At 58.3% G+C, this 20,667-nt stretch carries 17 protein-coding genes; 6 read left to right on the top strand and 11 right to left on the bottom strand.

The genetic code is table 11. The features are described 5' to 3' along the window. Positions 1-77 precede the first annotated feature (77 nt). From preA to LA5095_RS29290, 6 genes are all read right to left on the bottom strand, one after another. Positions 78-1,391 (bottom strand): NAD-dependent dihydropyrimidine dehydrogenase subunit PreA, encoded by a 1,314-nt coding sequence (gene preA, locus LA5095_RS29315; protein ID WP_055391514.1) that lies wholly within the window; start codon positions 1,389-1,391, stop codon positions 78-80. Then, positions 1,384-2,775, bottom strand: a complete 1,392-nt coding sequence (locus tag LA5095_RS29310; RefSeq protein WP_055391513.1) for an NAD(P)-dependent oxidoreductase — start codon at positions 2,773-2,775, stop codon at positions 1,384-1,386. Before LA5095_RS29310 ends, preA begins: the two co-directional genes overlap by 8 nt. A 276-nt stretch (positions 2,776-3,051) precedes the next feature. Continuing rightward, positions 3,052-3,306, bottom strand: a complete 255-nt coding sequence (locus tag LA5095_RS29305; RefSeq protein WP_055391512.1) for a hypothetical protein — start codon at positions 3,304-3,306, stop codon at positions 3,052-3,054. Positions 3,307-3,532: 226 nt separating this feature from the next. After that, the gene (locus tag LA5095_RS29300; RefSeq protein WP_055391511.1) at positions 3,533-5,197 is read right to left on the bottom strand and encodes a CRTAC1 family protein; all 1,665 of its coding nucleotides are present in this window, start codon (positions 5,195-5,197) and stop codon (positions 3,533-3,535) included. After that, positions 5,194-6,621 carry a di-heme oxidoredictase family protein gene (locus LA5095_RS29295; RefSeq protein ID WP_055391510.1) on the bottom strand — a complete coding sequence of 476 codons (1,428 nt, stop codon included), beginning with the start codon at positions 6,619-6,621 and terminating at the stop codon, positions 5,194-5,196. The genes LA5095_RS29300 and LA5095_RS29295 overlap by 4 nt, the downstream gene beginning before the upstream one ends. Beyond that, a complete protein-coding gene (locus tag LA5095_RS29290; RefSeq protein WP_055391509.1) occupies positions 6,618-7,883 on the bottom strand; it encodes an ROK family protein in 1,266 nt (421 codons plus the stop codon). The genes LA5095_RS29295 and LA5095_RS29290 overlap by 4 nt, the downstream gene beginning before the upstream one ends. A gap of 268 nt (positions 7,884-8,151) precedes the next feature. Between LA5095_RS29290 and xylF the strand changes: the two genes are divergently transcribed. The 5 genes from xylF (at position 8,152) to xylA (ending at position 14,340) form a co-directional block, all read left to right on the top strand. Then, positions 8,152-9,183: a D-xylose ABC transporter substrate-binding protein gene (gene xylF, locus LA5095_RS29285; protein ID WP_055391572.1), complete on the top strand. Its 1,032-nt coding sequence runs from the start codon at positions 8,152-8,154 to the stop codon at positions 9,181-9,183. Positions 9,184-9,308: 125 nt separating this feature from the next. Further along, positions 9,309-10,604 (top strand): sugar ABC transporter permease, encoded by a 1,296-nt coding sequence (locus LA5095_RS29280; RefSeq protein ID WP_055391508.1) that lies wholly within the window; start codon positions 9,309-9,311, stop codon positions 10,602-10,604. A 24-nt stretch (positions 10,605-10,628) separates the two neighbouring features. After that, positions 10,629-11,396, top strand: coding sequence for an ATP-binding cassette domain-containing protein (locus LA5095_RS29275; RefSeq protein ID WP_055391507.1), 768 nt, complete (start codon positions 10,629-10,631; stop codon positions 11,394-11,396). Positions 11,397-11,557: 161 nt separating this feature from the next. After that, positions 11,558-13,009 (top strand): xylulokinase, encoded by a 1,452-nt coding sequence (gene xylB / locus LA5095_RS29270; RefSeq protein ID WP_055391506.1) that lies wholly within the window; start codon positions 11,558-11,560, stop codon positions 13,007-13,009. Between the two features lie 11 nt (positions 13,010-13,020). Then, entirely contained in the window at positions 13,021-14,340 is a 1,320-nt protein-coding gene (gene xylA, locus LA5095_RS29265) for a xylose isomerase (RefSeq protein WP_055391571.1), read from the top strand. A gap of 228 nt (positions 14,341-14,568) precedes the next feature. Here xylA and LA5095_RS29260 read toward each other — a convergent pair whose 3' ends face one another. Further along, complete coding sequence (locus tag LA5095_RS29260; protein ID WP_055391570.1) at positions 14,569-15,078, bottom strand: MmcB family DNA repair protein; 510 nt, start codon at positions 15,076-15,078, stop codon at positions 14,569-14,571. A 132-nt stretch (positions 15,079-15,210) separates the two neighbouring features. Between LA5095_RS29260 and LA5095_RS29255 the strand changes: the two genes are divergently transcribed. Next, positions 15,211-15,711, top strand: coding sequence for a hypothetical protein (locus LA5095_RS29255; protein WP_055391569.1), 501 nt, complete (start codon positions 15,211-15,213; stop codon positions 15,709-15,711). Between the two features lie 7 nt (positions 15,712-15,718). On the opposite strand, the gene LA5095_RS29250 is transcribed toward LA5095_RS29255, so the two are convergent. The 4 genes from LA5095_RS29250 to LA5095_RS29235 form a co-directional block, all read right to left on the bottom strand. Next, positions 15,719-17,503: a SulP family inorganic anion transporter gene (locus tag LA5095_RS29250; protein WP_055391505.1), complete on the bottom strand. Its 1,785-nt coding sequence runs from the start codon at positions 17,501-17,503 to the stop codon at positions 15,719-15,721. Between the two features lie 84 nt (positions 17,504-17,587). After that, positions 17,588-19,264 carry a bifunctional protein tyrosine phosphatase family protein/NAD(P)/FAD-dependent oxidoreductase gene (locus LA5095_RS29245; protein WP_055391504.1) on the bottom strand — a complete coding sequence of 559 codons (1,677 nt, stop codon included), beginning with the start codon at positions 19,262-19,264 and terminating at the stop codon, positions 17,588-17,590. Between the two features lie 33 nt (positions 19,265-19,297). Next, positions 19,298-20,191 (bottom strand): MBL fold metallo-hydrolase, encoded by an 894-nt coding sequence (locus LA5095_RS29240; protein WP_055391503.1) that lies wholly within the window; start codon positions 20,189-20,191, stop codon positions 19,298-19,300. A 37-nt stretch (positions 20,192-20,228) separates the two neighbouring features. Then, positions 20,229-20,666: a DUF6691 family protein gene (locus LA5095_RS29235; protein WP_055391502.1), complete on the bottom strand. Its 438-nt coding sequence runs from the start codon at positions 20,664-20,666 to the stop codon at positions 20,229-20,231. Position 20,667: the final 1 nt, after the last annotated feature.

The raw sequence follows: 20,667 nt of genomic DNA, 5'->3' as shown, positions 1-20,667 counted from the left end.
ACATCAACGCCGGTCTGAATGAAAAAACGCAGGCAGTCCTGAGACTTGCCTGCGCTGGAAGACCGTTGCCGCGAAATTTATTCCGCGGCGTCTTTCACTGCCATTGGATTGTTCGGGTGTGTGGTCCAGTTGGCGTAGTCCTTGTCGACCACCTTCTTGGTCCGGGGATCGATGCTGCCGGCGGCCATAGGCTCCATGGTGATGCAATCCTCCACCGGACAGACGCTGACACACAGGTTGCAGCCGACACATTCTTCATCGATCACCTCGAAGCGGCGTGCACCGTCGACCATGTTCGTGATTGCCTGGTGCGAGGTGTCTTCGCAGGCGATGTGACAGCGGCCGCACTGGATGCAGAGATCCTGATCGATTTTCGCCTTGGCGATGTAGTTCAGGTTCAGATACTGCCAGTCCGAGACATTGGGGACCGCACTGCCGATGAACTGGTCGACAGATGTATGGCCCTTGCTGTCCATCCAGTCGCTGAGCCCTTCGATCATGTCTTCCACGACCTTGAACCCGTAGGTCATCGCGGCTGTGCAAACCTGCACCGAACCGGCTCCCAGTGCCATGAATTCGGCTGCATCGCGCCAGTTTGTAACGCCGCCGATCCCGGAAATGGGCAAACCGTGTGTCACCGGATCGCGTGCAATTTCGGCCACCATGTTCAACGCGATCGGCTTGACCGCCGGTCCGCAATAGCCGCCATGGGCGCCCTTGCCGTCAACCGATGGCGACGGCGACATGATATCCAGGTCAACACCCATGATCGAGTTGATCGTATTGATCAGCGATACGGCATCGGCACCACCGGCTTTTGCTGCCTGTGCTGGCTTGCGGACATCCGTGATATTTGGTGTCAGCTTGACGATACAGGGCATGCGCGAGTGCTGCTTCACCCAGCGGGTGACCATCTCGATATATTCGGGAACCTGGCCAACAGCGGAACCCATTCCGCGTTCGCTCATGCCGTGAGGGCAGCCGAAATTGAGTTCGACGCCATCGGCTCCGGTATCCTCGACGCGCTTCAGGATGTTGATCCAGTTCTGCTCTTCGCAGGGAACCATCAGCGAGACCACAAGGGCACGGTCCGGCCAGTCGCGTTTGACCTGCTTGATTTCCTGCAGGTTGACTTCCAGCGGCCGGTCGGTGATCAGCTCGATATTGTTAAGGCCGATCAGTTGGCGGTCCTTGCCGTGAATGGCGCCGTAGCGCGGACCGTTGACATTGACGATCGCCGGATCTTCGCCGAGCGTCTTCCAGACGACGCCGCCCCAACCGGCCTTGAAGGCGCGAACGACGTTGTATTCCTTGTCTGTCGGCGGGGCCGAGGCCAGCCAGAACGGATTTGGCGACTTGATTCCGATGAAGTTTGTGCGCAGATCAGCCATGGACCCTCTCCCTTGATTCCGTAGTAGCGTGCGCTTGTTCGCTCAAGGCAGTGTGGATGCTTTCCGCCGCGATCTTTCCATCTTCAACAGCCGTGACCGTCAGGTCCTCACCGCCGAGTGCACAGTCGCCTCCGGCCCACACGTCGTCGAGGTTGGTCCTGCGGTCCGCGCTGACAACGATGCGTCCTTTTTCGATCGTGATCGACGCATCCAGATCTTCTTGAACGAGGGTTTGACCGACCGCCTTGAACACCATGTCGGCGGCAAGCGTGAGGTACTCGCCGGTTCCCTTGAGGGCACCGTCTTTGTCGGTTGAGGTTCGTTCAAGTTCGATGGAACTGATATGTCCGTTGTCGACGACCAACCTGTGCGGTTGCACGTTTGTCAGGATCTTGACGCCGGACGTTTGCGCCAGCTCCTGTTCATAGCGGGACGCGTTCATGCGCTCCTGCCCGCGACGATAGACGATCGTGACGTCGTCTGCGCCCAGCAGTTTCTTCTGGACAGCGATGTCGATGGCGGTCATGCCGCCACCGATGACGACGATGTGTCGGCCGACTGGAAGCCGCGCGAGGTCTTCGGCCTGCCTGATGTCGGAAATGTAGTCGACGGCACTCAAAACACCGTTCTGGCTTTCGTGTTCCTTGTTGAGTGCATTGACACCACCAAGCCCGACACTGAGGAAAACGGCATCATGTGTTGCTCTGAGCTCGGCAAGATCAAGGTTGTCGCCAAGACGCATTCCCGTCTTGAGTTCTATACCGCCAATGGAGAGCACGAAGTCCACTTCACGCTGTGCGAAATTGTCGACCGACTTGTAGGACGCAATTCCGAATTCGTTCAGACCGCCGGCCTTGTCCCGTGCATCGAACAGTGTGACATCGTGGCCATGTACGGCCAGGCGGTGTGCACAGGACAGTCCGGCCGGTCCTGCTCCGACCACCGCAATTTTCTTGCCGGTGGCGGCTGCGCGGTCAAACGGGGTCGCGTCGTGCCCGGCCATGTAGTGGTCGGTGGCGTGACGCTGCAGCTGTCCGATCTTCACCGGTTTGCCTTCGGCAACCTCGCGGACGCAAACCTGTTCGCACAGGGTTTCTGTCGGGCAGACACGGGCACACATGCCTCCGAGGATATTCTGCTCGAAGATGGTTTTGGCGGACCCGTCCGGGTTGCCGGTCGAGATCTGCCGAATGAACTGGGGAATATCGATGCTTGTAGGACACGCCTGCATGCAAGGTGCATCGTAGCAGAAGTAGCAGCGGTCGGCCTCGACCTGAGCTTCGTGCGGCTCCAGCAACGGATGCAGGTCGCTGAAGTTCTCTGAATATGCGTCCTCGTGCAGGCGTCCGGGTGCGATGTCCGGGCCGGCTTTTGACTGGGTCATGTAGATCTCCGGAAGGTTGGCGATCGTTTTTCAAGACGGCCTTCTTCATTTTTTGAGAAGGCTCATGTCCCTATTGGGCAAAAATTTGAACAGTTAGTCAAATATTTTTAGAACAATTAAAAACTTGAGTATTTTTCTCAAAGATTAAATTGCTTAAATCACAGTGAGTTAGGCGCAAAAGCGAGCCTGATTAAATTTTCACCATAGAAGGCTTCAGTCACCAAAATGTGTTGGCGGCAAAGTGGCTTGTCGTTTTGGTGGTGATTTTTGCGCCGATCAATATGGGCGGTGCGTCAAGCCGAAGCGTTGCGATTGCCCGGTGCGAAAGGACTGAATGCCCAGGCGCGTCACCAGAACCCCGATCGTGAGAATGACGATGGTGACCGGCCAGAAGACGGACATGAAAAAAACACGCGCCAGTCGTGACGCCGTGCTGGTGCAGCTTTCCTGCAATTCCGCCGAGGAGATAATCAAGACGACCAATGTGAAGGCGCCATAAAGAATGGCTCCGATAAGAAATCCAAAAAACATGTCACGGCCCACTTTCGGCTACGCGAAACCGCTATCCGTAAACTTGCCCGTTTAACCGGAAGCGATAAAACGCCGATGAACAAACACTTGCAACAATAGCGTGAAATGTGGCCGAAGCGCCGCATGGAAGGGCAGCCTGCGATCTTGTTTCAGGTTATACCCAAAAAAAGCCGGATTGTTTCAAGTGGCCGCCATGACACGAAGTTCTGCGTCAGGTGTCGCTGTTTCATTCCGGATACCAAAGGTGTGCCTTTTCCGCACCCCGTTCAATGATCACGTGACCATTGGCGAAAACGCGGTAGCCGTGGCTCCAGTCACCGTCAGGCCATTTAATCCTGATATTGGCCCGTTCCGCAACACCGAGGCCGAAATGCACAAAGCCGAGTTGACCGGACGCATGACCCGCGCCGATCTGGATGTCTTTCACGACGGTCCGGTTCCCGGTCTTCACACTGATCTTCGCGCCGACAGCCCGCGTATTGGCGCGGCCGGGCTGGCGAACGTCGATAGCAATCCAGTTGCCGAGCGGCTTGACGGTTGCGGTGGTCCCTTCTCCCAGATTCCGGAACAGGCTGACCGGAGCGGCACGATTGACGACAATGAGGTCCAGAAGTCCGTCGGCATTGAAGTCGGCAAGACCGGCTCCTCGGCCCCGACGGTCAAGGTCAATTCCAGCAACATCGCCGGCCTCGACAAACTTTCCGTCCCATTGCCCGATCAGCAGATTGTCAGGATCGTAGGCGGCAAAATCCGGCATGGCTTCAACGTTGCCCTTGGCAATGAAAAGGTCCCAGAGCCCGTCATTGTTTACGTCCTGAAATTCCGAATGCCATCCCGTGGAAGGTTTCAGATCGTCGCCGGTATAGGGTCTGTGCGCGGTCAGGCCGAGGTCAAATGCGATGTCCTGATAAACCGGCACTGTTTCATCCGCTTCGACATCGAGCGTCTGCAATTTGGTGTCACCCATACTTGTGAGCGCGTATTCGGGAAATCCGTCGACATCGAGATCGATCGACGCAATGCCCATTCCCCAGATTTTCAGGTGCTGCCAACCGTCGGTCTTGCGGAAGGGACGAGGGGGTCTGTTTGGAGAAACTGCCCACAGTTGCTCCTGTCCGCCACGATAGTAGTGCCGGTCGTTGGAGATGCGCAGGGACTGTTCACCTGACCGGTTCCAATCGGTGAACAGCATTGAAAGTGAACAGTAACCGGGTGAAAGACGGACGGGATTCGGGTAGCTAACCTGTCCCGCGGCAGACAGTTCCGGCCGGAACAGAAAGTTGTCATGACACGTGCCCCACGGAGATCCGGGCTGGGAGCGATCGACGTAATTTCCGAATGCGAGCGTCGGATGGTCGCTGGCGGCTTCATATGTCGCGGAAAAGGAAGTCGTCCATTCGCGGCCTCCGTCAAATCCAAGCGCTCGATTGGCAATTTCGAACGTACAGTCGCCCTTGCCTTCCAGCAGAAGATTCTCGCCGAGGCGCAATACAACGAGATCCAGCCGGTCGTCGTTGTTGAAGTCGAGCGGATAGGCACCGAGAACCTTCGCGGACTGCTTTCCGCTCAGACCGGTCTCCTTCGGTGAAAAACGCAAGGCACCGCCCGACGCACTTTGATTTACAAAAAGCTGCGCCGGATTGTTGCCGCCGGCGAGGAAAAGGTCGGGACGTCTGTCGCCGTTGCAGTCGAAGACCGCGACCCCGCCACCCACAAAAAACTCCCATGCACCATCATAGGTGTGATTTATGCCGGCTGCCCCTGCTTCTTCCGCAAAGACGGGAACCGGTGCCTGTGAGGTCCTTCGGTTGTCGGCATGTCCCGTGCTATTGAAAGCGGTGGTCGCCGCAAGGCCCAGCAGCACATTGGAGCACAGATGCCAAAAATTCATTGTGCGATCTCCAGGCTACGCAGAAAGGCGATGACGGACTGCCGGTCGCTTTCTGAAAGCGCCGAATAGTCTTTCCGGGACTGCGTTGCATCGCCGCCGTGGGCAAGAATTGCTTCGTTGAGCGTCGTCAGGTCGCCGCGATGGCCGTATGGAGCGGTGCTGCCGATCCCCCAGAGTTCTGCCGTAATGAAAACGTCTCTTGCAACAAATCTCTGCGCGAGTAGTTCGTTTCCGTAAGTCTCGTTCTGTGCATCGGCAATTTTGTGGCGCTTGAGATCTCCGAAAAGCGGCACCAGTGTGCGGCCCCTTTCGTCGCGCGGCAGGCTCTTGATCCAGTCCAGCGTTGCAAGGTCCAGTGCGAGGGGTTTTTCCATGTCGCTCTGGCGAAGCGTTCCGGCCGTGTCGAATGGGCCTGGATCGTGAAATATCAGCGATTCAAGCGGCAGCGCCGGAACATGACAGGAGGCACAGCCGATTTCGCCGAAGACACTCTCTCCCCTGGTACTGGCGGACTGCCAGATATCCGGCAGGTTTTTCTTGCGTGTCGGAGCCGGAAGCGTTGCCTGCCAGGCGACAAGCGCGGAAATCTGGCCAGGTGTCATTTCGGCCGAGACACCGTCGGCGTCAAAATCGTCGGTCCCGGTCCATCTGGGGCCGAAACGCTCGCTCGCCTGAATACCATGGTGGGCGTTCATGGCGTTGACCGTGAACTGACGAAGCGAGGCAAACACACCTTTCTGGCTGAAAGGCCGGATGGTCAGATCATCATCGATCCCGTCTAGGCGCGAAACATCAAGCGTTCCGTCCGGGTAGGCCGTCAGGCGGCCGAAGGATATTCCCTTGGTTTCGAGATCTGCCGTCTCCGGCCGTCCGTTGCGGCGCGCTAAGGAGAGCACGTCATGTCGCTGGCGGCGCAAATCTGCGGTCATTTCCCGGGCGAGCAGTTCGATCAGGCCTGCGCCCTGGATCGCATTCGTGTTGCGTTCGTTGGAAAACTGCGGGTCGATCGTATCGAAATCCGCGCTCTCAAATCCTTCTGAAACGAACACGTTTGCTGTAAAAGCACCCGCACCCCCGACGACAGGCTCGTTGTGGCAGGAGGCGCAGGCATTTGCATCCGGTCCGGCAAGCCGCTGAAACCTGAGGTGCGATTGCCGGCGCACTTTGGTTGGAACGCTCGCTCCGGTCGCGTCGGGACGTCCCGCTCCGTCCAGACTGGTGAACTTGGCAGCAAACAGATGCTCCCCGAGCGCTTGAAGCAGGGGGATGGGGTCCTGGCCCGAGGTAGCCAGTGATTCGATGTCGATATCGTCCTGGATCGCCCTTTCGCTCCAGGGCGGTAGGTCGGGATCTGCCAGAACCTTTGAGTCAAAGACTAGTGTAAAAACAAGGCTCAACAGGGCGGCTCTCGAGACCGGGGTCACGCCGGCATCTCCGCGTTGTCCCGTCTTGGCGCATCTTCTGCAGTTCTTTCTGCCGCGCCCAAAAAGTCCTTGTCGAGACGTTCCATAGACTGCGCGATGAGCCCGCTGCGAATGAAGTCCTCGTTCCAGGGCATGACATCGAGTGAAAAATTGTTGCGCAGATCGGCAACCAGGGCTTCTTCAAGCCCGTCCTGCATGCCCTTCTCCATGAAGGAAAAGGCGCGCATGGCCGCGCCGGTCAGAACGAGCCGCTTCGGGTCGATCATCGCGATAACCCGCGCAACGCCATAGCCAAGAACCCGACCTGCCTCGTGAAATGCCTTGAGCGCGTTTTCATCGCCTGAAGCCGCTTTCTCAAGCAGTTGGGCGAGGCCGCGCACACCGGCCCTGATGGTCATCGGATCGGTATCTTCCGGCAGGTGGGTTGCGGCGCGCACAAGCGCGTAGTCGGAGAGATAAGCCTCCAGGCATCCCCGTTTGCCGCACCGGCACAACGCGCCACCGGGGATATGGTTGGCGTGGCCGAATTCGGCGGCGGTTCCGCTTGCCCCGGAAAACAGCTGGTTGTTCAGATAAAGTCCCATGCCGACACCGTAATCGAGCATGATGACGGCAAAGGTACCGCTATACCGGTTCGGATCAGACCAGTGCAGGGCCTCGGTGATCATGTTGGTATCGTTGGAGATATAGCACTGCGCACCGAATGCGTCCTGCAGTGGTGAGACAATCGGGATTTTTCGACCGGCAAAGGCAGGGCTCCATGCGACCTGCCCGGTTTCCGTTTCCACCACACCTTGAGCGGCGATGCCGATTTCCTGTACGCGTCCCCGTTGAACACCGGCCTCCTTGAGGAAGTTGCTGATTGCGGTGATCAGGATCTCCGGAAAACTGCTCGCATCCGCAGCGGCGCTGTCGAATTTTGTGCGGTTTTCACGAACCACTTCGCCGGCAAAGTCGACCAGGGACAGGTCGATATTGTTTACCGACAACCGGGCGCCGATGATGAATGCGGCATCCGGATTGAGTTTCAACAGCGTTCTGGGGCGTCCGCGTGCCTGCGGTGTTTTGGGTTCCTCGCTTTCCAGGCTGAGGATAAGTCCCTGGTCAAGCAGGTCCGAGGTTATGGCTGTCACGGTCGCGGGACTGAGCCGTGTGATCTGGCCGAGATCGATCCGGGCCATCGAGCCTCCTCGGCGCAGGGCCTGGAGAACAATACTTCGGTTTTGCCGCCGGATCTGATCCCGGTCTGCCTTGCGTGTCATGTGCGCTCAGCTCTTCCCTGTTTGTTTCCACCAACCGGATTTTTCCCGGATTTTCGCCGTTTTTGCGAGAAGTTTCAATTCCCGAAATAAGAGTTTTGCAAAACCATGTTGACAGGAGCCACGCTTTCCTGCAACTTTTTTTCGGACACCAAAAAAAATAGCAACAAGGTTGTCCTATATGCGGCGGCGCACAATTGCCGGTCGCAAACAAGACGCATTTACAGGCGCGGCGAAACTGGAGACCGTGCCAACCGGAGGAAACATCGCGATGCGTAAAATTACCATTTTGCTGGCGGGCGCCCTTATGTCCGCGACCGCAATGACTGCAGCTCAGGCTGCCGATGTCGTTGTGGGTGTGAGCTGGTCGAACTTTCAGGAAGAACGCTGGAAGACCGACGAAGCAGCCATCAAGTCCGCCCTGGAGGCTGCCGGTGCAAAATACATTTCCGCCGATGCCCAGAGCTCTTCTGCGAAGCAGCTTTCGGATGTAGAGGCACTGATAGCCCAGGGTGCGAATGCGCTTATCATCCTTGCTCAGGATGCACAGGCCATCGGCCCGGCTGTCCAGGCTGCGAGTGACGAAGGCATTCCCGTCGTCGGCTATGACCGACTGATCGACGATTCCCGCGCCTTTTACCTGACTTTCGACAATGTCGAGGTCGGCCGCATGCAGGCGGCAGAGGTTCTGGCGGCTGCGCCGAAAGGCGACTACGTCATGATCAAGGGATCACCGACCGACCCCAATGCGGATTTCCTTCGCGGCGGTCAGCAGGAAGTTCTGCAGGCAGCGATCGATGCCGGTGACATCAAGATCGTAGGTGAAGCCTACACCGATGGCTGGTTGCCGGCGAACGCCCAGCGCAACATGGAGCAGATCCTGACGGCCAACGACAACAAGGTCGACGCAGTTGTCGCATCCAATGACGGTACTGCCGGTGGCGTCGTTGCCGCGTTGACGGCACAAGGCATGGATGGCATCCCGGTTTCCGGTCAGGACGGTGATCACGCTGCGCTGAACCGTGTTGCCAAGGGAACCCAGACCGTGTCCGTTTGGAAGGACGCTCGTGAACTCGGCAAGGCTGCCGGTGAAATCGCGGTTGCGCTTGCTGGTGGTTCCGGCATGACCGACGTTGACGGTGCCGGAAAATGGTCCTCACCGTCGGGCACCGAGCTGACAGCCAAATTCCTTGCTCCGCTTCCGATCACCAAGGACAACCTGAGCGCAGTGGTCGATGCCGGCTGGATCACAAAGGATGATCTTTGCCAGGGCGTCTCCAACGGTCCGGCACCTTGTAACTGATAGAAACGCCAACGCGCGGCCCCGGTTGCAGAACCGGGGCCATTGAAGGGAACGCTGCGACTGCAGTTCCCCGGGCGGACCACCCGATGCGAATGCACAATGGTCTCCAAGCAGGAGTTACCTCGATGTCCGACACAGCTCTGCCCGGTCCGAAAGGCCCGGCAGCCCGAAACTTTTTTGCCGCACTGCAGCTCGACACCCGTCTTTTGGGCATGATCGGGGCGTTCATCGTCCTGTGCCTGATTTTCAACGTGGTGACAGAGGGCCGCTTCCTGACACCGCGCAATATATTCAATCTGACGATCCAGACGGTCTCCGTGGCTATTATGGCGACCGGCATGGTTTTCGTCATCGTCACGCGACATATCGACCTTTCGGTCGGCTCCCTGCTGGCGACGGTTGCCGCCGTCATGGCGGTTGTCCAGACAGACATTCTGGCGCACCCGGATGCCCTTGGCCTCGGCCACCCGGCAATTTGGGTTCTAGCGCTGATCGCGGGGATCATAGTCGGTGTTACCATCGGTGCATTCCAGGGATGGATGATCGGTTATCTCGGAATTCCGGCTTTCATCGTTACCCTCGGCGGCCTTCTGGTCTGGAGAAACGTTGCTTGGTTCATCACGTCCGGTCAGACCATAGGTCCACTCAACGAGACATTTACAATGCTCGGTGGTATTGGCGGAACACTCGGTGAAAGTGCGTCTTGGATTTTTGGCATCTTGGCCGTCACACTTGTGCTTTGGCTGCAGATTGCGTCCAGGCGGCGAAAGGCGTCGCATGGCTTTCCGGTCAAACCCGTCTGGGCAGAAGTCACGCTCGGGGCAATCATATCAATCGCAATTCTGGGATTTGTCGGGACGCTAAACGCGTATCATATCCCGACTGCCCGTCTGAAGCGGATGTTCGAGGCGGCAGGCGAGACCATGCCGGAAGGTCTGGAGATCGGATACGGTATCCCGTACTCGGTGGTCTTGCTCATTCTAGTCGCGGTGGCCATGACGGTGACAGCACGACGAACCCGTCTCGGCCGCTACATCTTCGCGACCGGCGGCAATCCGGATGCAGCTGAACTGTCGGGTATCAACACCCGGTTTCTGACGGTCAAGATTTTCGCCATCATGGGCGGTCTGTGCGCGCTTGCGGCCGCGGTTGCGTCTGCCCGTCTGGGATTTTCGACCAATGACCTGGGCACTTTGGACGAGCTTCGGGTCATTGCCGCAGCGGTAATTGGGGGAACGGCTCTTTCCGGCGGTGTCGGCACAATCTATGGAGCTATTCTGGGGGCACTGATCATGCAGTCACTCCAGTCCGGCATGGCAATGGTCGGTGTCGATGCTCCTTTGCAGAACATTGTTGTTGGTGTCGTTCTGGTGCTGGCTGTTCTTGTAGACATCGTCTACCGCAAGCGCACGGGGGAGTAAGACATGGATACGCCTCTCGTAGAAATGAAGAACATGTGCATTTCCTTCGGTGGAGTGCACGCCGTGGATCACGTAACCGTCGATCTCTATCCTGGGGAAGTGGTGGGTCTTCTCGGCCACAACGGTGCCGGCAAGTCGACCTTGATCAAGATCTTGTCCGGTGCCTACAAGGCCGACAGCGGAGAGATCATGATCAACGGCGAGGAAGCGCACATCCATTCGCCGCGTGATGCCCGCTCCTACAATATCGAGACCATCTACCAGACGCTCGCGCTGGCCGATAACCTCGATGCCGCGTCAAACCTCTTCCTCGGGCGGGAGCTGACCACGCCGTTCGGTTTCGTCGATGACGACGCAATGGAAGCGGAAACTCGCAAGATCATGAGCAAGCTCAACCCGAACTTCAAGAAGTTCCATGCGCCGGTAAAGGCCCTGTCAGGTGGTCAGCGACAATCGGTTGCCATTGCACGGGCGGTCTATTTCAACGCCAGGATCCTGATCATGGACGAACCGACCGCGGCGCTCGGTGTCCACGAGACGCAAATGGTGGCTGAATTGATTCAGGAATTGAAGAAGCAGGGTCTCGGCATTTTCCTGATCAGCCATGACATTCATGACGTTTTCCAGCTCTGCGATCGGCTGGCCGTCATGAAAAACGGCCAACTCGTCGGATCGGCGAAGACAACGGATGTCACCGACGATGATGTGCTTGGCATGATCATCCTTGGCAAGTGTCCACCGGGGGCGACTCCGGGACCGGGTGCGCTTGTGGACGAGGAAGTGGTCGGCTAAACCGGAAGGAATTGCAGGTCTGATCCGGTTCCGGATCGGATCTGCAACCCACTCCTGTCAGGTCATTCCAGTCGGATCAGGCGGACAGCTGGCAATGCTCTTGCCGAGGCCCTTCAGCGGGTATCGGCCTTCTTTTTGATGAATTTTGAGGAACGCACCTCATGTATATCGGTCTCGACATAGGTACCAGTTCAGTCAAAGCCATCCTTCTTGGCGAGGATCAGTCGCAAATCGCCTCCGCGACCGCGGACCTGACGGTCGAGCGTCCCTTCCCCGGCTGGTCTGAGCAGGACCCGGGGAGCTGGTGGACAGCCTGCCAGACGGTATTGGACTCGCTGAAGGACCAGGCGCCGGTCGATATGGCAGCTGTCAAAGGCATCGGGCTTTCCGGTCACATGCATGGGGCAACGCTTCTGGATGAGGCCGGCAATCCGCTTCGGCCATGCATGCTGTGGAATGACGGCAGATCGGGTAAGCAGTGTGAAGAACTGACCCGCAAAGAGCCGAAGTTTCAGTCGCTGGGCGGCAATCTCGTGATGCCGGGTTTCACTGCGCCGAAACTGCAATGGGTGCGCGAGAACGAGCCGGAGATATTTGCAAGGACGGCAATGGTTCTCCTGCCCAAGGATTTTGTCCGCTTCATGCTGACGGGAGACTATGCGGGCGACATGTCCGACAGCGCGGGAACGCTCTGGATGGATGTCGCCAAAAGGGACTGGTGCGATGACCTTCTCGCCGCAACGGGTCTCTCGCGTCGTCAAATGCCGCGCCTTGTTGAAGGGTCGGAGAGTTCCGGAACGCTGAAAGCGGATCTTCGCGACCGCTGGGGGATGCAAACCGCACCGGTTGTCGCCGGCGGCGGCGGGGACAACGCTGCCTCTGCCTGTGGCGTCGGTGCTGTCGATCCCGGCTCGGCGTTCGTGTCGCTTGGCACCTCCGGTGTGCTCTTTGTCACCAACGATCGATTTTCACCCAATGTCGAAGGCGCTGTCCACGCGTTTTGTCACGCCGTTCCAGGCACATGGCACCAGATGGGAGTCATTCTGTCGGCGACCGACAGCCTCAACTGGCTTTCCCGTGTCGTAAAGGCATCGCCGGAAAAGCTTACGGCCGGATTGACCGGTGTCTCGGGGCCCTCCCAGGTTTCGTTTCTACCCTATCTTGGAGGCGAACGTACGCCGCACAATGATGTCGAAATCCGCGCCGGGTTTGCCGGAATTTCGCACGAGACCGACGAGATCGTGCTGACACACGCCGTTATGGACGGCGTTGCGTTTGCCCTGAAGGACTGCCTCGACGCGCTCAGCGTGGCCGGCACCGGGATTGACCGCCTGCTTGCGGTCGGAGGCGGCTCGCGTTCCCGCGTCTGGCTCGAAATCATCGCCAGCCTGCTCAATGTTCCGGTCGATGTTCCGGTCGACGGCGATTTCGGGGCGTCGCTCGGCGCGGCGCGCCTTGGTCAGGCAGCGGTGCTCGGCACAACGGACGGGATTTTCGCCAGGCCGGAAATCAAGGCAAGCATCGATCCCGTTGCTTCCTTGAGTGAAAACTATGCCGAGGCCTATGGCCGCTGGCGCAATCTGTATCCGGCATTCAAGCAAGCCGGCTTCTGAGGAGCATGAATATGAGCACTGGATTCTTTGGCGATCTGCAGCCGATTCGATACGCCGGACCGGGCAGCAAGGATCCGCTGAGTTATCGCCACTACAACAAGGACGAAGTCGTTCTCGGCAAGCGCATGGAAGATCACCTGCGGTTCGCCGTTTGTTACTGGCACAACTTCTGCTGGCCGGGTGGTGATCCTTTCGGTGGAGAGACCTTTCTGCGGCCCTGGATGGCTGCTGGTGGTGACCCGATGGATCAGGCGAGGCTCAAGGCCGACGTCGCATTCGAGATGTTCCAGATCCTGGACATGCCGTTCTTCACTTTCCATGATCGCGATATCGCGCCGGAAGGCGGGACCCTGGCCGAAAGCAATGCCAATGTGAACGCGATTGCCGATATCTTCGAACGCAAGATGTCGGACACTGGTATCAAGCTCCTTTGGGGCACCGCCAACATGTTCTCCAACCGGCGCTTCATGTCGGGCGCGGCAACAAACCCCGATCCGGACGTCTTCGCCTACGCGGCAGCCCAGGTGAAGAATGCGATGGACGTGACCCATCGGCTCAACGGTTCAAACTACGTGCTCTGGGGTGGCCGCGAGGGCTATGAAACCCTGCTCAACACCAATGCCGGGCAGGAACTCGACCAGCTCGGGCGGTTCCTTAACATGGTGGTCGAATACAAGCACAAGATCGGCTTCACCGGCACGATCCTGATCGAGCCGAAACCGCAGGAACCCTCCAAGCATCAATATGACTACGATGTCGGCACGGTATTCGGTTTCCTGAAGGCCTACGGCCTGGAAAACGAAGTCAAGATGAATATCGAGCAGGGACACGCAATTCTTGCCGGTCATTCCTTCGAACACGAATTGCACATGGCGCGGTCCTTCGGAATTCTCGGCTCGGTCGACATGAACCGGAATGATTACCAGTGCGGCTGGGATACGGATCATTTCGGCATGAACGTGCCCGAACTGGCACTTGCCTATTACGAGATCCTGATGGCGGGCGGCTTTACGACCGGCGGGACCAATTTCGACGCGAAACTTCGCCGTCAATCACTCGATCCGGTCGATCTCATCCAGGCTCATGTCGGCTCGGCAGATGCCATTGCCCGTGGCCTGAAGGCCGCGGCTGCGATCCTCGAGGATGGCCGTCTGAAAGGCTTCGTTGACGATCGCTATGCTGGATGGCAGAAGCCGGAAAATGCGGAGATCCTGAATGGTGGCTCGTCGCTCGAAGCCCTCGCGGACCGTGTCCACGCAGCCGACCTGGAACCTCAGCCGAAGTCTGGCCGGCAGGAATATCTGGAAAGCCTCGTGAACCTGTTCGTTTGAGTTGATCTGCCTCGAAGACGCACTGTGCTTGTTCGAGGCAGCTCCAATATGCGGACAATTCAGTGCGCTGAAACGTGTTGTTTGTCATCCATGCGAAGGCAGGGATCCGGCCATCCGAGGCAAAGGATTGGCCTCCGGCGTTTCGAACAGATCACCGGGTTTCGGCTTTCAGGCTCGTTGCGACCGGGATGACAAACACATGCACCCGGAATTTATTGACACAAATATTCAAAGACCCTCGAAAAACCGCCTGCCGTCCGGGTCGGACAGGTCGTGCAGGCGGTTGGCGGCATGGCGTGCAAAGCGGTGGGTCACCGATTTGCGCGTGGCAGCCGCCAGCTTGTGTTCCGGTGCTTCCCGCAGAATTTCCGCCCCAAATCCGTCGGACAGGATAAGTCCGGCCTCTTCGGGAAAGATCTCTGCTGGAACATCCGGGTGGGTCGCGAAAAACAACCGGTCACAATGCAGACGGTAGTCGGGCCATTTGGTATCTGCACGAAAATCGGCGATCGAGGATTTGACTTCGACGATCCACAACTGGTGTTTGGGGCCGAGCGCCAGCAGGTCCGCTCGCCGGTTAGAGGCAAGTGTAACTTCAGGAAGGCAGGCGAAATCGAGTTGGCGCAGCAATCGTGCGGTTCCGCGCCACACTTTCAGAGCAGTTTCCGATTGACGGCCGTCAATCAGCGGATCGTCCAGCTGAATGCGGCCTGGAGAGTGTTGAAAATCGCTTGCCATTGTGTATTTGTTCCATCTTTGTTCGCTTGTTGCAAGATTTTCAGCAGGGTTCATTGCTCGTTCTCGCGCAATTGCGTGTTTCGGGAATTGAATTGCACGGTTATGTTGAGCGACGTTGAGCCTGGAGGGGTTATGCATTTTGATTTTGGTTTGCGGGGTGTGCTGCTCGCCGCCATGGTCCTGGCACTGCCGGGGCTTGCGTTTGCGGCCAAGGGTGATTTGAAGGTCCAGGTGCCGAGATCCGCACCGCTTCTGAAGGGGCGGACGCTTGATCTGCGTTTTGCCGATTTTGCACAGGGTATCTGGGTTCGGGATCTGGAAGATTGCCCGGCAAAACGCATCGACCGGAGTGCACCGGGGAGCGCGTTGGCGATTTATCGTGGGCTCTGGGAAATGCCGGACCGGATCTGCCAGGTTTACGGCGCCGAACTCGGACGCCGGGATACACAACGCGCGGCCATCAACTGCCTCTTGAACAATGGTGCACAGTCGATCGAACTCGTCACGGTCCAGCCCCGCGGTACCAACGGGCTGATCGTTCAGGAGGGCGAAAGACCACCTGTCCATTTCCGCTTTTGCGAACAGATCACGCCGGTGCTGAAGGCCGCGGAGAACAACCAGGCAGCCCGGTGAACTTGTTCTAGATCTCCGGTCCTGCCCAGAGGTCCGAACGGGCGGTCTTTTTGGGTAGTCTCGATTCGGCAATATGTGCCGTCAGGGGATCGAGTGCGCATAGTGCATCATACTGACTGAGGAAAACCTCGCCGGTCAGGTTCTCGAGGAAATCGGTGCGTTTCAACCGGTCCATAACAGGGCCCTTGACTTCGGACAGGTGGAACGACACGCCTGAATCCTTGAGCCGGTGGTTGATTTCTTCAAGGCTTTCCAGGGCACTGGCGTCGATTTCATTGACTGCCGGGCACATCAGGACAACGTGTTCGATATCGGGCCTGTCCGCCACCAGCGCGTAGATCCTGTCTTCCATGTACCTTGAATTTGCAAAAAACAGGCTTTCATCGACCCTGAGTGCCAGAACGCGGTCTCCTGTCACGACCTTGTGCCGGTCGACATTCCGGAAGTGCTCGCTTCCCGGAACGACACCGACGATGGCCATGTGAGGACGGCTGCTCCGGTAAAGATGAAGCGCTATCGACAAGGTGACGCCGGCGACGACACCGGGTTCCACACCGAAGAACAGTGTGATCAGGATTGTCGCGGCCATGGCGGTAAAGTCGCTTTTGGAATAGGCGAATGTGCGTTTGATGGCACCGAAATCCACCAGCGACAAAACCGCGACGATGATGGTCGCGGCAAGAGTAGCCTGCGGCAGGTAGGTGAGGAGAGGGGTCAGGAACAGCGTGGCAAGCGCGATGCCGATCGCCGTGAATGCGCCGGCAGCCGGCGTGGCGGCGCCCGCGTCGAAATTGACGACCGAGCGCGCAAACCCGCCGGTGACCGGATAACCGCCTGAAATCGCGGATGCGATATTGGAAGCTCCGAGCCCGATCAGTTCCTGGTCCGGCTCGATCCGCTGCCGTTTCTTTGCCGCCAGCGTCTGCGCGACGGAAACCGATTCCACGAAACCGATCACCGATATCAGCAGGGCAGGTCCTGCAAGCGCCAACCAGAGGTCGGAATCGAAAGACGGCAGTTGCGGCACCGGCAGACCGGAAGGAATGTCGCCGACGATGCGAACACCTCTGTCACCCAGCTGGAAGACTGCCGAGGCAATCGTCGTGACGGCGACGGCGGCAACCGGGCCGGCCTTGGCAAGTCCATCGGCAAGAAACGGTTGGAGACCACTTCTCAGCAACAGTGCCCGGAGGCCCTTGCGGACCCAGAACAGGAAGATGGCGGATGCCGCGCCGATGCCGAACGTGATCCAGTTGATCTCGTTGAGGTGACTGATGATCGACAGGAGGATGTCGTAAAGCGTGTGGCCGTGTGCGGGTACGCCGAGAATGTGTTTCAGCTGACTTGAGGCAATCAGCAGGCCGGAAGCCGTGATGAAGCCGGAGATCACCGGGTGACTGAGGAGATTGGCTAGAAAGCCGAGCCTGAACAGGCCCATGGCAACAAGCATCAGTCCGGAGAGCAGCGCCAGGACGATCGCGGCGCCGAGATATTCGGGGGTGCCCTGTTGTGCCAGTTCGCCGACTGCCGAGGCCGTCATCAGGGAGACCACGGCAACAGGCCCGACGGCCAGCGCACGACTTGTTCCGAATATGGCATAGGCAACCAGCGGCAGGATGGATGCATATAGTCCGACTTCCGGCGGCAGCCCCGCCAGGAGTGCATAGGCCAGGGACTGCGGGATCAGCATGATGGTGACGATAACGGCGGCCACCAGGTCACTTGTCGCGGTCGACTTGTCGTATTTCTTGCCCCAGTCGAGAATGGGGAAATAGCGCTGGAGCAGGGTCATTTGATCAACTTGGTTGCCTTCACAAGCAACGAGCCGGTCACCCGGCCCGTCGCATGGTCCAGTTTTTTGCGGCAGATTTTAGCGTCAGGCAGCGGATACCTTTTCCGGTTTTGCCATCCATTCCTTGCCGCGCAACATGGCGCGCCAGTAGACCGGCGGCAGGATACGCTCCTTCAGCAGCCATGCCGTCCGTGTCGGCCTGGTTCCGTCAACCAGCCAACGCGGAAAGCTCGGCAACAGCGTCCCGCCATAGCCGAATTCAGCCAGCACGATCTTGCCGCGCTCGACTGTGAGGGGGCAGGAGCCATAACCGTCATATTGGGCCGTGGCGCTGTGTCCCCTGATATCGGACACCACATTCTCCGCGACAACGGGTGCCTGCTTTCTTGCGGCAGCCGCAGTCTTGGCATTGGGTGCGTTCATGACATCGCCGAGCGACCAGATGTTGTCATGTGTCTTGTGACGAAGGGTCGCCTGGTCGACATCCACCCAGCCCGCGCTGTCGGCGAGCGGCGAAACGCGGATGAAATCCGGGGCTATCTGAGGCGGTGTGACGTGCATCATGTCGAATTCGACGCCGACCTGCAGCGGCTCCTGCCCCGGCGCGATCACTTCGAAAGTGGCCTTTTTCGCGGGCCCGTCAATTGCAATCAGGTTGTGAAAGAAATTCAGGGAAACGCCATACCGTTTCACATAGTCCATCAAGGCCGGGACATAGTCCTTGACCCCGAATAGAACCCCTCCTGCATTCATGAACTGGATGTCGATTTCACCTAGTCGTGCGGTTCGGACCCAATGGTCGGCGGACAGGTACATCGCCTTTTGAGGGGCACCGGCGCACTTGATCGGCATCGGTGGCTGGGTAAAGAGCGCTCGGCCTGCCTGCATTTCCTGCACCAGCCGCCAGGTATAGGGGGCAAGGTCGTAGCGGTAGTTCGAGGTCACGCCATTCTTTCCGAGTGTTTCGACCAGCCCCTCGATACGATGCCAATCCAGTTTCAAACCCGGACAGACAACAAGCCGCCCGTATTTGACGACCCGGCAGCCGTCCAGAATGACTGCGTTGTCTTTTGGTTCGAAAGCGGCAACAGCGGATTTGATCCAGTGAACGCCGCGCGGGATCAGCGACGCCATCGTCTTGGCCGTGTCGGACGCTTCGAACACGCCACCGCCGACCATAGTCCAGCCCGGCTGGTAATAGTGGACGTCGGCTGGATCTATGATAGCGATCTCAAGATCGGATTTGCGGGAGAGCAGGCTTGAGGCGACCGAAATTCCGGCGGCGCCACCTCCGACAACGACCACGTCAAAGCGGGCATCTTCGGTTGATTCCGTAGGTGTCCGTCCACCATTTGCAATCCGTCTGACCACGCCTGCCATGTCATATCCGGCGGAATGTGTCTGTTCCAGGATATCGGCAACGGATAGGGTCTCGGCCTGCGAGAGCGACCAGAGCGTTGCCGAACGTGTACCGGTCCGGCAATAGGCAAGCACCGGCTTTGGCAGATTGTCCAGCAGATCGGCAAAGGCTGCAGCGTCCTCGTCCGCCACTTTTCCTGCAACAATCGGCAGATAACGCGTTTCAATGCCGAATTTTTCGGCCGCAGTCTCGATTTCCTCGAAAGTCGGTTGGTCGGCGCCTTCACCATCCGGCCGATTGCAAATCACCGAGCGGAAGCCCGACTGCGCGATATCTGCAAGGTCCTTGGGTGCGATCTGCGGGGCAACGGATATCTGACCGTTGATTTTCTTGCCTGCCATTGCGTATGCCTCCCGGCGTCTTGAATCGGGTGTTTAGAGCGAGTTCACCGGGACCTTGAGGAATGTCTTTCCGCTCTCATCCGAGGGTGGCAGTCTCCCGGCACGCATGTTGACCTGCAGGGACGGGATGATCAGCTTTGGCATGTCCAGCTGGGCGTCACGGTCCGTGCGGAACTTGACGAATTCCTCACGTGTCTTGCCGCCGCCGACATGGATGTTGTGCCGCTTTTCGTCTCCGACCGTGGTTTCCCACTGGATGTCCCTGCCGTTGGGGCCGTAGTCGTGGCACATGAACAGGCGAAGTTCTTCCGGAAGCGCCAGGACTTTCTGGATGGAATCGTAGAGCGTCGCGGCGTCCCCGCCAGGGAAGTCCGCGCGAGCCGAGCCGCCATCCGGCATGAACAGCGTATCACCGGTAAACGCGGCGTTGCCCATCACGTGTACCATGCATGCCGGCGTGTGGCCGGGCGTGTAAATGGCAAAGGCCGTCATGTTGCCGATCTTGTAGGTGTCTCCGTCCTGGAACAGCCGGTCGAACTGGCTGCCATCCCGTTGAAACTCCGTGCCTTCATTGAAGACCTTGCCGAATGTTTCCTGGACGACGGTAATCTGGTTGCCGATGCCGAGCTTGCCGCCGAGTTTCTGCTGGATATACGGAGCCCCGGACAGGTGATCGGCGTGAACATGCGTTTCGATCAGCCATTCAAGCTCGAGGCTGCTTTTCTGAATGAAGTCGATGATTTCGTCTGCATGTTCGTAGCTGATGCGGCCCGCCGCATAGTCGATGTCCATGACGCTGTCGACAACGGCACAGGCGTTTGAAGACGGGTCTTTGACGACGTAACTGATGGTGTTTGTTGCCGGATCGAAAAAGGCCTTCACGTCCGGTTTGACAGCCAAGTCGACGGGATAGTTCGAAGCGAGCATTTTTTTCTCCCTGATAGGGCCGGCAGCGTGCTCCAGGTCAGGCGCCAGCCGGCTGTTCCTTGATGGTCATTCGCGTGGCCAGTCGGGCGGCAAGCATTCCGGCAACGATTGCGGCGCCCGTCAGAAGCGGTTCACCCAGTCCCAGTCCAAGCACAGGAACCAGGCCACCCGGGCAAAAGCCTGTCATGCCCCAGCCGATGCCGAAGATGGCAGAACCGCCAATGAGCTTGACATCGAGATCCTGCTTCGTCGGCAAGGAAAATGTGCTGGAAAAAGCCGGGCGATCCATCTTGAAGACCAGCCGGTAGCCGATGGCAGTGACAAGCAGCGCGCCGCCCATCACAAAGGCAAGGCTCGGGTCCCATGTTCCTGCGACGTCAAAAAAATTCATCACCTTTGCAGGATTACCCATGCCGGAGATCAGGATGCCGCAACCGAATACCAGCCCGATCGCAAATGCGGATAGAAGCCTCATT

The organism is Roseibium album (assembly GCF_001404515.1).
Taxonomy (GTDB): Bacteria; Pseudomonadota; Alphaproteobacteria; order Rhizobiales; family Stappiaceae; genus Roseibium; species Roseibium album.
This window is presented reverse-complemented; position numbering and strand designations above follow the sequence as displayed.